Annotated in this window: 12 protein-coding genes; 7 read left to right on the plus strand and 5 right to left on the minus strand. The window is 41.4% G+C overall.

Translation table 11 applies throughout. The annotated features are described in order from the left end of the window. The first annotated feature begins 62 nt into the window (after window positions 1-62). Both OSH00_RS13200 and OSH00_RS13205 read left to right on the plus strand, forming a co-directional pair. Complete coding sequence (locus tag OSH00_RS13200) at window positions 63-1,199, plus strand: TDT family transporter (protein WP_266130803.1); 1,137 nt, start codon at window positions 63-65, stop codon at window positions 1,197-1,199. A 177-nt stretch (window positions 1,200-1,376) separates the two neighbouring features. Further along, window positions 1,377-1,649: a nucleotidyltransferase domain-containing protein gene (locus OSH00_RS13205; RefSeq protein WP_266130804.1), complete on the plus strand. Its 273-nt coding sequence runs from the start codon at window positions 1,377-1,379 to the stop codon at window positions 1,647-1,649. 485 nt (window positions 1,650-2,134) lie between these two features. Here the strand turns inward: OSH00_RS13205 and OSH00_RS13210 are convergent, their stop codons facing one another. The 3 genes from OSH00_RS13210 to OSH00_RS13220 form a co-directional block, all read right to left on the minus strand. After that, a complete protein-coding gene (locus tag OSH00_RS13210; RefSeq protein ID WP_266130962.1) occupies window positions 2,135-3,439 on the minus strand; it encodes a solute carrier family 23 protein in 1,305 nt (434 codons plus the stop codon). 335 nt (window positions 3,440-3,774) lie between these two features. Continuing rightward, entirely contained in the window at window positions 3,775-6,465 is a 2,691-nt protein-coding gene (ppc, locus tag OSH00_RS13215; RefSeq protein WP_266130805.1) for a phosphoenolpyruvate carboxylase, read from the minus strand. 206 nt (window positions 6,466-6,671) lie between these two features. Then, window positions 6,672-7,289: a TetR/AcrR family transcriptional regulator gene (locus tag OSH00_RS13220; protein WP_266130806.1), complete on the minus strand. Its 618-nt coding sequence runs from the start codon at window positions 7,287-7,289 to the stop codon at window positions 6,672-6,674. Between the two features lie 336 nt (window positions 7,290-7,625). Here OSH00_RS13220 and OSH00_RS13225 point away from each other — a divergent pair, with 336 nt between their 5' ends. The 4 genes from OSH00_RS13225 to dnaJ all read left to right on the plus strand — a co-directional run bounded on the left by OSH00_RS13225 (window position 7,626) and on the right by dnaJ (window position 13,595). Beyond that, window positions 7,626-8,726: an efflux RND transporter periplasmic adaptor subunit gene (locus tag OSH00_RS13225; protein WP_266130807.1), complete on the plus strand. Its 1,101-nt coding sequence runs from the start codon at window positions 7,626-7,628 to the stop codon at window positions 8,724-8,726. A 2-nt stretch (window positions 8,727-8,728) separates the two neighbouring features. Further along, entirely contained in the window at window positions 8,729-11,875 is a 3,147-nt protein-coding gene (locus OSH00_RS13230) for an efflux RND transporter permease subunit (RefSeq protein WP_266130808.1), read from the plus strand. 136 nt (window positions 11,876-12,011) lie between these two features. Next, window positions 12,012-12,389 carry a hypothetical protein gene (locus OSH00_RS13235; RefSeq protein WP_196075165.1) on the plus strand — a complete coding sequence of 126 codons (378 nt, stop codon included), beginning with the start codon at window positions 12,012-12,014 and terminating at the stop codon, window positions 12,387-12,389. A 93-nt stretch (window positions 12,390-12,482) separates the two neighbouring features. Next, complete coding sequence (dnaJ, locus tag OSH00_RS13240; protein WP_266130809.1) at window positions 12,483-13,595, plus strand: molecular chaperone DnaJ; 1,113 nt, start codon at window positions 12,483-12,485, stop codon at window positions 13,593-13,595. Between the two features lie 60 nt (window positions 13,596-13,655). On the opposite strand, the gene OSH00_RS13245 is transcribed toward dnaJ, so the two are convergent. Continuing rightward, on the minus strand, window positions 13,656-13,862 hold the full coding sequence (locus tag OSH00_RS13245) for a hypothetical protein (RefSeq protein WP_266130810.1): 207 nt from the start codon (window positions 13,860-13,862) through the stop codon (window positions 13,656-13,658). Between the two features lie 269 nt (window positions 13,863-14,131). After that, window positions 14,132-14,458 carry a hypothetical protein gene (locus OSH00_RS13250; protein WP_266130811.1) on the minus strand — a complete coding sequence of 109 codons (327 nt, stop codon included), beginning with the start codon at window positions 14,456-14,458 and terminating at the stop codon, window positions 14,132-14,134. A 155-nt stretch (window positions 14,459-14,613) separates the two neighbouring features. Here OSH00_RS13250 and dapB point away from each other — a divergent pair, with 155 nt between their 5' ends. Then, entirely contained in the window at window positions 14,614-15,435 is an 822-nt protein-coding gene (gene dapB / locus OSH00_RS13255; RefSeq protein WP_196075115.1) for a 4-hydroxy-tetrahydrodipicolinate reductase, read from the plus strand. Window positions 15,436-15,458: the final 23 nt, after the last annotated feature.

A 15,458-nucleotide genomic window follows, 5' to 3' on the forward strand; every position in this document is an offset into this window, starting at 1 on the left:
CAATTTTATTTATTAATGAGCGCTTTTATAATCAATTTGTCTGCTGAAATGAGGATGAAGCGATGAAAAAGCCATTTTACCAACTCGAACAAACACGTGATGTGATCCGACAGTTTACGCCAAATTGGTTCACCATGACCATGGGGACAGGAGTGGTGGCCCTGATTTTACCAGAATTTCCATTTGCTCAAGGCTTTTTATGGCAAATGGCAAGCTTGTTGTGGCAGTTTAATATGCTGCTATTTATCACATTTATGACTTTATATGTTCTACGCTGGCTGATTTATCCTCAAGAAGCGAAGCAGATCTTTTCCCATCCTGCAATGGCGCTTTTTTTAGGTGCAATTCCAATGGGTTTGGCAACGATTCTCAATGGCTTTTTAAAATATGGCGTTGCTTTATATGGTGATGCAGCTATCCAAATCGCGCAACTGTTATGGTTTGTTGATGTTGTTTTAGCGGTAGCGATTGGTATTCTTGTGCCATTTTGTATGTTCCATAAGCAACAGCATCAACTGCATACAATGACTGCAATGTGGTTATTGCCGATTGTGGCCTGTGAGGTTGCAGCAACCTCAGGCGGCTTACTGTTAGCGCATATAGAGCCGAGCCAACAGGCTGTCGGTATTTTATTCGCCAGCTATATGCTGTGGGGTATGTCTGTGTTGCCAGCGTTTGGGATCTTGACGATTTTGATGTTGCGTCTGGCATTACATCAATTACCCAATAAAGAATTGGCGATCACAGGTTGGTTGGCTTTGGGACCCATCGGTACTGGCGCATTGGCACTCTTGGTTTTAGGTGCTCAAGCGCCTCAAGTTTTGGCTTTGATTCAATTAGAAAGCCTCGGTGTGTTTTTTCAAAATGCAGGTATTGTCGCAAGTTTCATTTTACTGGGTTTTGGTGTGTGGTGGTTTGCAATTGCGGTTCTAACCACATTGAAGCATGCTGCGACAGAATTGCCTTTTAACTTAGGTTGGTGGGGATTAACCTTTCCATTGGGCGTTTTTACTTTAGCGATATTGAATTTAGGGTATCAGTTGCAGGTTCATTTTATTGTCGATACAGGTTTAGCATTCGCTGCTATTCTTATGATGCTTTGGTTCATGGTTATGATCAAAACTCTGCAAGGTATTTATCAAGGTAATTTATTTTTTTCACCTTGTTTAAAAGCATGGTTGGAGCGAGAACAAGCTTAAAAAATGAAAGGCTGACATAGATATGGGAATAAATAAAAAAATTAGGTATTAGCTAGCAGAACCAAGCCGTACAGGATATAAAAAACTGTGCGGCTTTTTTAATGGCAAGCCATTTGATATAAATCATATCTTATGTTTTTCTATCTATTCATCGACACAGCGATATTGACGCCCATCATGATTCAATCTGAATTTGAACCTGTACTCGTGCAAGTGATTAAGGCTTTTTGCACCCAATTTCCGACTGAACTACATAGTGTATATGTCTATGGAAGTGTGGCAAAGGGCACAGCTGTTGTTGGGCAGTCTGATCTTGATTTATGCGTGGTCTTTGTTCAGCCCGTCCATGAGATAGAGCGGAAAATTTCGCAGATTCAGTCGGATATTATGGCTTTAACCGACTTTTTTCTAAAGTCGATGTTGATATTGGTGTATTACAAGATGTTTTAAACGAGAACAATCGAAAAAGTTGGGGAGCATGGATCAAATTCTTTTGCCATCCTGTGTATGGAGAGGATTTATCCAAACAGTTTGAAAATGTTGAAATTGATCGAAGTGTGATTCTGGCGATCAATCAAAGGTTCGATCAAGAGATACAACATTATTTGAATATGTTGATGACTGCACAGCTCAGCTTGCAAGAAAGCTTCAATTTAAAAAAATCTTTATTAAAAGAATCATTCGTTTACTGCCACTGACATGGCTTGAGATCGAACCATGGCCTGTAAATTTAGAAAGTACTGTACTGCAAGCGATACAGAAATATCCTGAACAAAAGCCAATGTTTCAATATCTGCTCAAAGAACTGGAAAATCCTGATGTACTCAGTCGTATTTCTTTGAATCAAGTGCAAGAAATTTATATGTGGATCTGTCGTCATTTAAAATAGAAATAAAAAAAGCAGCCTTTCGGCTGCTTCAAATGTCTTCAATTTATTATTCTGATTTATCGTTTAAACTAAAGAACCAGTTGAGAATCAATGCTGCAAAAGTTGCAGTACCAATACCGCCCAGATTGAAATCACCAAATTGAAGGGCAAAGTCACCTGTACCTAAAATAATCGTCACAGCGGCAACCATCAGATTTTTATTTTTAGAAAAATCGACTTTGTTTTCAATCCAGATTTTTGCGCCCGCAATGGTAATTAAACCAAAAACAACAATCGAAGCACCCGTTAAAATCGCGGTTGGGATAGTATGAATAATTGCGCCAAACTTTGGTGAAAAGCCTAAGAAAATGGCAAAAACACCAGCAATGACAAAAATAATTGTCGAATAAACACGGGTGACTGCCATCACACCAATATTTTCGCCGTAGGTGGTCATGCCAGGAGCACCAACCCCGCCTGAAAGTGTTGTTGCGATACCATCAGCAACAAACGCTTTACCGATTTGAGGGTCTAAATTTTCTCCAGTCATGGCACTGACTGCTTTGATATGACCTAAGTTCTCAGCAACAAGAATTAAAGCGATCGGTGCAATGATCAACATGGCATTGATATCAAAAACAGGCGAGTGGAATGTCGGTGTGCCAAACCAAGCCGCTTCTTGAATCGGGGTAAAATTAATCGGAGAACCGTTACCCATCACATTGGCAACAATGAAATAGATCAAATAAGCCAGCAATAGACCCACCAATAACAGTAAACGTTGCAATAAACCTTTTGTGAATACTGCAATTGAGCCCATACATAGTACAGTCACCAACGCCATCCACATATTAAAGTCATTGCCTGCAACCCCTTTTACTGTAACGGGCGCAAGGTTTAGACCGATAATCATGACCACAGCACCTGTAACGACAGGAGGCATCAGCTTTTCTATCCATTTAGTGCCTGTTGCCATCACAATCAAGCCAAAAATTGCATACAACACCCCGCACGCCATAATACCACCTGCTGCGTGGGCAATATTTACATTGGGGGTACCTGTGCCTGAAGCAGCATATCCCGTTGCCGCGATCACTACACCAATAAAGGCAAAGCTTGACCCCAAGTAACTTGGAACACGACCACCCGTCACGATAAAAAATAGAATCGTACAGATCCCTGACATCAAAATAGCAAGGTTCGGGTCGAAGCCCATCAAGAAAGGTGCAAGTACAGTTGCACCAAACATTGCAAAAGCATGCTGAATCCCTAAAACGATGCTTTGTGCAGGCGGTAAATACTCATTGGTACCGACAGGTCTTGCATCAATGCTGCCAGAATACGGACGCCATTTGGGAAACCAGTTGGACATAAATTGAGCACTCGAAAGACAAATTGGACACATGATACGCTTTCTTTTCGAGAGTTTTAATCATTTTAGTCAAACTAAACGCTTGCATTTATTAGGAAAAAGTGATGTTTTGTACCATTTGGTCAAATAATTAATTGATGTTAATACGTAAAATCAAAGTATTAAAAAAATTAAGTTTCAAAAGGAAGAAAAAATGAGATGTTTTTTGATTGATTAAAAAAAGTGATTGATCGTTTAAAATATTTGAATCAGTTGGCACTTTTATAAAAACTCAAGAGAATGTCAAATAACATTCTCTTGAACGGGAAATAAAAAGTGACCAGATGTTGAGTGGATTAACCGGTATTCCGTAAACCTGCCGCAATACCGGCAATACTCACCATCAGCGCATGATCTACTGGTGTATGCTCAGCTTGACGTTCAGCCAAATAAGCACGGCGTCGTTTCATCAGTTCAGCTTGCAGTAAGTGTAACGGCAACAAATATGGTTTACGTACTTTCATGGCTTGATCAAGCACTTCGTTGGAACTTAGAAGTTCTGACTCACCTTTCATCGCTAACAGCGTTTGTACAGCATCATGGAGACGTTGACGTAATTCAGCACCAAGCACTTTTAAATCGTCATCATCAGTTAAATGCGATTCATAATAGAGGGCAATATTTGAGTCTGCTTTAGACAGCACCATTTCCAGCATATCAATTAAGGTTTGGAAATAAGGCCATTCCGCCAGCATTTCATCCAGAACAGCTTTCTGGCCTTGATCAATCACTTGGTTGATGGCTGCTCCTGTACCTAACCAAGCAGGAAGCATCAAACGGATTTGTGTCCATGCAAAAACCCAAGGAATGGCGCGTAAGGATTCAATTCCACCACTGACTTTACGTTTCGCAGGACGTGAACCAAGCGGTAACATTTGCAACTCAAGTTCAGGTGTAACGGTACGTAAATATTTTACAAAATGAGGATTTTCCCGAACGGTCTGGCGATACACCTGAACCGATAAGTCGGTCATATTGTGCATCAAGTCTCGCCATGCCTGCTTTGGCACAGGGGGCGGTAACAAGGTTGCCTCCAATGTCGCAGCCGCATAAATTTCTAAATTCTGTAAAGCGATTTCTTCCAAACCGAATTTAAAGCGGATCATTTCACCTTGTTCAGTTACTCGGATTGCACCTGAAATTGAGCCAGGTGGTTGGGAAAATAGCGCCTGTTGAGTGGGTGCACCGCCACGACTGATGGAGCCGCCACGACCGTGGAACAGGGTCAATTGTACCCCGTGTTGTTTTGCAATTGCAGTCAACTCTTCTTGCGCACGATACTGTGCCCAATTTGCCGACATAAAGCCTGCATCTTTGGCAGAGTCAGAGTAGCCAATCATGACCTCATGTTTGCCTTGGATATGCTGTTTATACCAGTGCATATTGAATAAGGTTGTCATGGTACTTGCAGCACCATCCAAATCCTTTAAGGTTTCAAATAATGGAACCACACGTAAAGGATGTTCGATTCCTGCTTCTTTTTGAAGTAACAGTACCGCCAACACATCACTTGGATATTCCGCCATTGAAATGATGTAAGCACCTAAACTTTCTTTGGGCTGCTCTGCCAAAGTACGCATGGTTGCAAAGACTTCTTGAACATCAGGATGTTCAATCAAGCTATTGGCAGGTTCATTTAAATGTTTTGGTAAAAGTGGCCGTTTGCTTTGTAATTCTTGCAATAAGAAGTTTTGACGGGCTTGTTCGGTCCATGTCTCAAAATTGCCCAAACCAAGATATTCGGTAATCGCAGAGATGGCTTGACGGTGACGGCCAGATTCTTGACGAATATCCAGCTTCAATAACTCAATTCCAAAGCAATTGACACGATAGATAAAGTCGAGCAATTTTCCATTGGCAATTTCTGGCAAATTACATGCCATGAGTGAGCGGTAGCAAAGCAACAATGGCTGTAATAATTCATCTTTATGGCGAATGATTAAACTACGGTCAACATCTGAGTGCTGACCACGCAATTTATCTGCCAACCATTGACGAGTGGCTTTTAAACGTTCACGGGTTGCACGTAAATATTCACGATAAGGTTCTGGATGGCTATAGCCTAAAGCTTGATGCAATTCGTTGGAATACGCCTCAATTGAAAGCTCCCAACGCAAATCTTCTATATCACGAACATATAAATCAGCGGCTTTCCAACGAGATAACCACAAAACTTCTTGCGTAATGTTATGGGTAACATTTGGGTTTCCATCACGGTCACCCCCCATCCATGATGCAAAACGAATCGGTGAAATATCCAAAGGTAAGGCTTGGGCACAGTTGTCTTGAACAAGGTCGTCCAACTCACGGATAAATTTGGGTACCGCATTCCACAGCGTTTGTTCAATAGTGGTGAAGCCCCATTTTGCTTCATCAATAGGGGTTGGACGATGTTGACGAATCTCATCCGTTTGCCATGCTGAGCAGATCAATTGTTTTAAATCAGTCAGCACTTCAGCACGTTGTTTTGGTGTAAGTTTTTGCTGATCAAATGTTGAAAGACAGTGATTAATCCCATCATATTTTTGAATTAAAGTACGGCGACTGACCTCTGTTGGATGTGCGGTGAGTACCAATTCAATTTTTAATTCACAGATTTGTTTATAAAGGGTTTCAGCTGAAATTTGCTGATCTTTAAACTTGGTAAATAAATGATCTAAAACATTCGGTGATGGTGCATTTTCATCACATTCACTTTGGCGACGGCTACGCACCACATGATATTGTTCTGCAATATTGGCAAAATTCAGAAAGTGTGAGAATGCACGGGTCAGAGGCAGAATTTCATCATCTTTTAAATTTAAAAATAATTGTTCGAGTTGTTTTTCAGCTTCAATTTGACCATCACGGGCGCCTTTGCCTAAGGCACGAATCTGTTCAATTTGATTAAACAAATCTTGTCCTGCATGTTCCTTTAAGGTTTCACCTAAAAGATTTCCGAGCAAGCGTACATCTTCACGCAGTGGAGCATCAATTTGTTGAACCATTTGTCACTCTCCAGTTCTTGTTATCTTGAATATAACGTGATTCCATCACAATCCAAGGGACTCCCTACAAAAGTATGTAAGCGACTGTGCAAGAAGTCGACTTTGATTTGTTTTTCATTGGGTTGTATTAGGGGCAATTTGCCTATTACAGCTTCGAGTATGCCTGAAACAGCAATTGCACATTATTTAGTTTTTTAATAGCACTCTCACGGCTTATATTTCAGCATAAATAAATCAATACTTTCTTTGATGATTTGCTGTTTTTCTTGCTCTGTTGGAATTGGACGAATTCCTAGTAGGACCTCATGATGGCGAACACCAAGCAATAAAGACAAAATCAAATTGGTCTGTTTCTCGATTTGGTCTGCCTGAATAAATTGCAGGGTGGTGGCTTGTTGAAAAAAGTCTTGCCATACCGAACACATTCTCTGATGGGACGAATTATAAAATTGTAGTGCCAATGGATTCTTTTCTGCGGCAAGTTCCAATAATAAATGTTCCAGTTTAATGGCTTCGGGTAAATTGATGACACTCATCGCCAGTTCGCAGGCCTGAAAAAAATGTGCATAAAAATCACTTTCAGCATTGAGACGTAATGGGCGGGCATTAATCGATTCTTCGCAGGTTTCTTCAATGGCGCAGCTAAATAAAGTTTCTTTATCTTGAAAATGGTTATATACGGTCAGTTTGGTCACACCGGCTTCTTTGGCAATCTGGTTCATACTGGAACCATGATAGCCGAGCTTTAGAAACAGTTTTTTTGCTGCTTCTACAATGTGTTTACGTTTTTCTAAGTCCTTTGGACGGCCAACTGTTGTTTGCACAATAATTCCCAAAAAAACAAAATTAGGTCAATTACTCAAAACATGATTCACAATTATTGTACCATGCAGTATATTAATTAAAAAATGAGCAACGAAAAGGTATTTTGATACTTCATCAATGGCTTGCGTTATTGGCTAAAAATAAATGGGCAAACTACGAATCAAGAAAATAGAGACTATTTTCAAAATTCTTAACGCGCGCTGAGATAATTTTAGCGAAAACTTGAGAAAGAACAAAGTGTGGTTTTGTTTGCTGTATACAGATGAATGATCAATAAATCTTGAATTCTCATTGTATTTTCCAAAAAAGAAAGCATTTGAATAAGAGCCTTGCCTATGCGTAGACTAAATTTAATGATCATAAGCCTATTGGGATTGTGGAGTATCATCATGGTGGGGTGTAGTAAACCAGTCCCCGAAGTGGAACAGGTTCCCTTGGTGATGGTTGCCCAACCATTGACTTCCCAAGAAGATCAGAAAAGCTATGCTGGCGATGTGCAGGCACGTCAACAAACTGCATTGGCGTTTCGAGTTGGCGGGCAGATCACTGCACGCTATGTCGATGTTGGTGATCGAGTCAAGGTTGGACAGGTTTTGGCAAAGCTTGATGTCAAAGATGCTGAATTACAGTTGAACTCAGCAAGAGCACAACTTGAAAGTGCTCAATCTGCTGCCAAAGTTGCAGCGGATGAATTTAAACGCTTCCAACAGTTATTACCGATCAATGCAGTCAGCCGTTCACAATACGATGCTATCAAAAATCAATATGACGCAGCGCAGGCAAGTCTTAAACAAGCACAATCCAACTATGATGTGAGTGCCAACCAAACGGGTTATAACCAGCTGATTGCCAATAAAAATGGAGTGATTACGCAACGTAATATGGAAATTGGGCAAGTGGTTTCGGCTGGTCAAGCGGCTTATCAACTGGCAATTGATGGTGATCGTGAAGTCGTTATCGGTGTTCCTGAACAGGCAATTTCTGAAATTAAAGTGGGTCAAAGTGCATGGATTACCTTGTGGTCAAAGCCTCAGGATAAATTTGCAGCTTATGTCCGTGAGATTTCGCCTGCCGCTGATCAGTCACGTACTTTTACCGTCAAAGTGGCTTTAAAAGAAGGGCAATCAGCCATTCAATTGGGTCAAAGTGCACGGGTATTTTTTAATCAAAATATTCAAAACAGCTTGAGTGTTCCGCTCACCAGTGTTTCAGCCAATAACAATCAGGCTTATATCTGGGTGGTCAATCCTGATCAGACCATTCGTAGGGTTTCAGTAACCTTAGGTCGTTATGGGCGCGACAATGTCACGGTATTAAGTGGTTTGAATGCTGGACAATGGGTCGTGGTTGGCGGTGTTCACTTACTCCGTGACAAGCAAAAAATTAAACCGATAGATCGTGAAAATCGTGCCGTAACTATCCAAAAAGGGGCATGATCATGAGTCTATTTAACTCCTTTAATTTGTCCGAATGGGCACTTAAAAATAAAGGCTTAGTACTTTATTTTATGATTTTGCTGGGAATTGTCGGGTTATTTTCTTATTCCAAACTGTCTCAAAGTGAAGATCCACCTTTTACCTTTAAAGTTATGGTGGTACAAACTTATTGGCCGGGTGCAACGGCACAGGAAGTGTCTTTGCAAATCACCGACAAGGTTGAAAAGGAGCTCATGAGCACAGGGCTATATGACAAGATCATGGCATACTCTCGTCCCGGTGAGTCTATGGTCATGTTTATGGCAAAGGACTCTTTGAAGTCCAGTCAAATTCCGGATGTTTGGTACCAAGTACGTAAAAAAGTCGGTGACATCAAAACCCAGTTACCTGCTGGTGTTCAAGGTCCATTCTTTAATGATGAGTTTGGAGACACATTTGGAAATATTTATGTTTTGACAGGCAAAGACTTCGACTATGCCACGCTTAAAGAGTATGCCGATCGATTACAGCTTCGCTTACAGCGAGTGAAAGATGTCAGCAAAGTCAATTTGGTTGGCTTACAAGATCAAAAGATTTGGATTGAACTTTCAAATACCAAAGCGGTGCAGATGGGTGTCCCGGTTACGGCAATCCAAGAAGCTTTGGCAAAACAAAATAGTGTTACCAGTGCAGGATTTTTCGAAACCGGTACCGACCGTATTCAGATTCGTGTCAGTGGGGCTTTAAAGAGTGTTGACGACCTGAAAAAGATGCCATTGTTGGTGGGAAATAAAACCATTCAACTGGGCGATGTAGCTGAAGTTTATCGGGGTTTTAGCGAGCCGGCACAGCCCCGTATGCGTTTTATGGGTGAAAATGGTATTGGTCTTGCTGTGTCCATGCGTAAAGGTGGTGACATCATTGCCTTGGGTAAAAATTTGGAAACAGAATTCCAGACGCTACAGAAAACTTTACCTTTAGGCATGGAACTGAAAAAAGTTTCAGATCAGCCTGTTGCAGTACAGCGTAGCATTCATGAATTCGTGAAAGTTCTTGCTGAGGCCGTGATCATTGTCTTATTGGTGAGTTTCTTCTCTTTGGGTTTCCGAACCGGATTGGTGGTCGCCTTTTCGATCCCACTGGTGCTCGCCATGACCTTTGCAGGGATGAACTTGTTTGATGTCGGTCTGCATAAAATTTCTTTAGGGGCACTGATTTTAGCCCTCGGACTATTGGTTGATGATGCCATTATCGCCGTCGAAATGATGGCGATCAAAATGGAGCAAGGCTATAGTCGGATGAAAGCCGCAGGCTTTGCATGGACCAGTACGGCATTTCCAATGCTGACAGGAACATTGATTACGGCAGCAGGCTTCTTACCGATTGCGACAGCTGCATCAAGTACAGGTGAATATACACGCTCGATTTTCCAGGTGGTGACCATTGCTTTAGTTGTTTCATGGTTTGCCGCGGTCATTTTTGTACCTTATTTAGGCGATAAATTACTGCCTGATTTTAGTAAAGAAGCCCAAAAAGCACCGTGGTATCAGCGTCTTTATGCAAGATTGCGCAAACAGCCAGAACCGCAACCTGTGATTCATCATGTGGGTGAGCATTTTGATCCCTATCAATCGAAATTTTATCAAGGCTTTAGAAAGTTGGTGAACTGGTGTGTGACTTATCGTAAAACCGTAATTTCCATTACCGTCGGTGTATTTGTACTGTCGGTGGTGATGTTTAAGTTTGTTCCACAGCAGTTCTTTCCACCGTCAAATCGCGCAGAAATTCTGGTTGATTTAAAATTAGAAGAAGGGGCTTCACTGACAGCAACCGAAAATGCTGTGAAAAAAGTCGAAGCGTTTTTATCCAAACAAAAAGGCATCGATAATTATGTCGCTTATGTTGGTACAGGTTCTCCCCGTTTTTACTTGCCACTTGATCAACAAATGCCACAGGCCAGTTTTGCACAGTTTGTGGTGCTGGCATCATCATTAGATGATCGGGATGAAATTCGTAAATCCTTAGACACTCAAATTCGCCAATTATTGCCACAGGTGCGGACAAGGGTGTCTCTGTTGGAAAATGGTCCTCCAGTCGGTTACCCATTGCAGTATCGTGTATCTGGTGAAGACGTTGCTGTTGTACGTCAGGAAGCGCAGAAAGTTGCTCAACTGCTGAGTGAAAATCCGAATACAGGCAATGTGCATTTGGATTGGGGAGAGCAAAGTAAAATCATTTCTTTAGTGATCGACCAAGATCGTGCGCGTCAAATGGGCGTAAGTTCTGAAGATTTGGCGAATTTCTTAAACAGTTCGATTTCAGGTGCGATCATTAATCAGTATCGTGAAAAACGTGAATTGATTGATGTTCGTATCCGTGGAGATCGGGCTGAACGGATTAATGTGGAAGCATTGTCAAGTTTGGCTGTACCGACCAGCAAAGGTACCACTGTACCTTTGGCACAGATCGCCACACTACAGTATAAGTTTGAAGATGGTTTGATTTGGCATCGCAATCGTTTACCAACCATTACCGTACGTGCAGATATTCGAACGCAATTACAGCCTGCTACTGTTGTAAATGAAATGGCGGAAAAAATGGATCAACTTCGAGCAACTTTACCAAGTGGCTATTTGGTTGAAGTGGGTGGAACAGTGGAGGAATCTGCCAAAGGACAGACGTCTGTGAATGCAGGTATGCCCCTATTTCTGGCAGTGGTATTTACGCTTTTGATGATTCAGTTGAAAAGTATTTCACGTTCTTTCATTGTGTTTTTGACCGCGCCGTTGGGTTTGATTGGTGTGGTTTTATTCCTGCTGTTATTTAATAAACCGTTCGGCTTTGTGGCAATGCTCGGTACGATTGCACTGTCAGGCATGATTATGCGGAACTCTTTAATTCTGATCGATCAAATTGAGCAGGATATTCGAGCTGGACATAATCAATGGGATGCAATTCTGGACGCGACAGTACGCCGTTTCCGTCCAATTATTCTTACTGCATTGGCCGCTGTTTTGGCGATGATACCGTTATCGCGTAGTATTTTCTTTGGTCCGATGGCTGTTGCGATTATGGGTGGATTAATTATCGCTACACTTTTGACCTTATTTTTCTTACCTGCGCTATATGCGACTTGGTTTAAGATTAAAAAAACTACAGAAAATACATAATTTGTTGTGAATATTAGGTGCGAAAAATTGAAAACTTCAATATAGTAGCACTTAATCTTTAACAGAAAATAACATAGGAAATTTCATTGCATAATAAGTCAATCAGTATGCGATGAATTTGAGGTCAAAAACACCCATGGGGCAAACAAATCCAGAACAGCATCGTAAGTTCATTACGAGCTCTTATTTGTTTATGTTTCTTGCATTATTTACGGTGATTACAGCAGTGCTCGCATATTGGTTAGCGCGCAAGGTAGCAGTAGCAAATGATGCAGAGGTATGGATACATGCACAAGCATTGTGGATTATGCGCAATGCTGTCATTTTTTTGATTCTAGCGGCTTTTGCTGCATTGTGGTTTATTCCTTTAATGTTTTTCTATTGGGATAGCTTTATCTGGGTAAAGGCATGCACGGTGGCAGGTGTGGTGTTTAGTGCGATTGCATGGCTATATTTACTCAATATTTGGTTTAAGGGTTTTACAAAATATTTACAGAAAAAAGCAGTTTTTTAAAAAAAACTAGATTTCAAACTTGTAAAAAATAACATCGCCCCCAATTTACTCTGCATAGAAGTATTATCAAATTTTTGTGGAGCATCGCCAATCATGGCTAAACGTGATTATTATGAGGTTTTAGGTATTTCTAAAACCGCTAGTGATGATGAAATTAAAAAAGCCTACCGTAAGTTGGCGATGAAGTATCATCCAGATCGCAACCCTGACAATTCCGAAGCTGAAGAAAAGTTTAAAGAGTGTGCGGAAGCCTATGAAGTGCTTTCGGACAGTGAAAAACGTAGCATGTATGACCGTATGGGGCACAATGCCTTTGAAGGTGGTATGGGCGGCGGCGGCTTCGGCGGTGGATTCAGTGCCGAAGATATTTTCAGCCAGTTTGGTGATATTTTCGGTGGTGCTTTTGGCGGCGGCGGTCGTGGTCAACAACGTGCGCGTCGTGGCTCAGACCTGCGTTATGTCATGGAATTAACGCTTGAAGAAGCAGTGAAAGGCGTGAAAAAAACCATTACTTTCACGGCACCCGCACCCTGCGATGCCTGTGATGGCAAAGGTTCAAAAAATCCGAATGATGTGGAAACGTGTAAGACTTGTCATGGTGCAGGTCAGGTACGTATGCAGCAGGGGTTTTTCTCAGTCCAACAGACTTGTAGCACTTGTCGTGGGCAAGGAAAAATCATTAAAAACCCTTGTAACAAGTGTCATGGTTCTGGAGTTTCAGATCGCCAACAAACGCTTGAAGTGACCATTCCCGCAGGTGTAGATAACGGTGATCGTGTACGCCTGACAGGTAAAGGTGAAGCAATCCGTGATGGCCAGTCTGGCGACTTATACGTTGAAGTGGTTGTGCGTGAACATGACATCTTCCAACGTGACGGGGCAGACTTGTATATGGATGTTCCTGTGAGCATTGCTGATGCTGCCTTGGGTAAGGAACTTGAGATTCCAACTTTAGATGGTCGTGTTAGTTTGAAAGTGCCAGAAGGTACGCAAACTGGCAAAATGTTCCGTTTACGCGGTAAAGGGGTAAAACCTGTGCGCAGTAGCATGCAAGGTGATTTACTCTGCCGTATTGTGGTAGAAACACCTGTGAATTTGACCAGTCGCCAACGTGAGTTGTTGAAAGAACTTCAAGCAACAATGGAAAGCGATGACAATAAATCTTCGCCGAAGAAAAAATCTTTCTTTGACCGATTATTTGACTAAGTTTAATTCAGTCATAAAAGCATTAAAAAATGGAGCAACATTGAGCTGTTGCTCCATTTTTTATTTTGTGGTTTGGTTCGATTGTGAAAGATCAAATTCATGATCATCTGGGGCAGCATCGATTGAATTGTCATCTTGTGGAAGAATTACTGCTGGAGCAGATGAAGGGATTGTCTGAGCTTCAGTGGGTGTTGAAGACTCTTGTGCCCAACTGAATGAAACCGCTGTTGTCATCATCAGTCCGAAAATTATGGTTTTAATTTGCATGATATGTCCTTGGGTTGAGCTATTCTTTGTAAGATTTCCGAGATTTTTAATACTTATCTATTTAGCTTAAATTTTATTTAAAATGGTTTTGTTTTTTGATTTGAGTTTCTAAATATTCTATAAAATTGAAAAATAAGAATGGCTAGCTGCGACCATGAGTGGAATTTTTGTTTTGATGATTTCATATTGATGCTTTTGTAAATGAGTCAAGCAGTTTTAATATTAGAGGATACGCCCCCATACCCTCTAATGATAACAACAAACCAGAACTACTCAAGAATTGGAGCATCGATGTCTTCAACACGAACTTCTGTTGGTGTTTCAGCAGGCGCAGTTGTGTTGCCTTGAGTTACTGCTTTTTCTTCTACAAGCACAGAGGTTGATGCTGGTAAAGATTCAGCCCAAACATTGGTCATCATTGTTGCGAGCACAAGTACAAAAGCCATTTTATTCGAATGCATATTGGTCTCCTTATCATCCATATTATTTTCATTCGTGGCAGTAGTCTGCGGTGCGATTCTTGCATTTTGATGAAAATCGCTTGAGCAACGTTGTAAATGTTTCAAAGTTTTATCAATATCTTTTTTAATATTCATCTATTTCTTTGTTGAGTCAATTTACGATCCATCACACAGTCAGATTTTGAAGTAATTAAAAAGTTCAAGGTATTTTTTTAAATGGAATCGTCGTCTTGGAACTGAGTTTTGTTATAGTAGAGCCAAATTTTCAAATTCAGATTTAGGAAGATCGTATGTCAGCAGCTCCACGTATTGGTATTTTAGGTGCAGGCGGTCGTATGGGCCGTACATTGATTCAAGCGGTACAACAAGCGGGTTATCAACTTGCAGCAGCTGTTGAGCGTCCAGAAAGTACGCTGATTGGTGCAGATGCAGGAGAACTTGCTGGCATTGGCGCTGTGGGTGTTAAAGTGGTGGGCAGTTTGGAAGAAATCTTAAAAGACGTTGATGTCGTGATTGATTTTACTGCACCTGTGGCTACAGAGAGCCATCTAAAGTTATGTCGTGGAGCGGGTGTTGCAATGGTGATTGGAACAACAGGTTTTTCAGATGAGCAAAAAACCTTGTTGAATCAATCTGCGGCAGAGACGCCAATTGTGTATGCTGCAAACTATTCAGTCGGTGTCAATGTTTCCATTAAATTGCTTGAGCTGGCTGCAAAAGTATTTGGTGATACAGTGGATATCGAGATTATCGAAGCTCACCATCGTCATAAAGTCGATGCACCATCAGGAACGGCTTTGATGATGGGGGAAGCGGTTGCTGAAACTTTAGGTCGTGATTTGAAAAAAGTAGCGGTTTATGGTCGTGAAGGTCACACAGGTCCACGTGAGCGCGAAACCATCGGTTTTGAAACCATTCGTGGCGGTGATATTGTTGGTGAGCATACCGTGATGTTCATTGGTGAGGGTGAGCGTGTCGAAGTGACGCACAAAGCAACCAATCGCATGAACTTTGCGGCAGGTGCTGTACGTGCAGCAGCATGGGTTGTCGGAAAAGAAGCAAAAAAATACGATATGAAGGACGTTTTAGGCTTAAATGATATTCAAGCTTAAAACATGTTGCGCTAGAATTATAA

Origin of the sequence: Acinetobacter nematophilus, from assembly GCF_026344175.1 — a bacterium.
Classification (GTDB): domain Bacteria; phylum Pseudomonadota; class Gammaproteobacteria; order Pseudomonadales; family Moraxellaceae; genus Acinetobacter; species Acinetobacter nematophilus.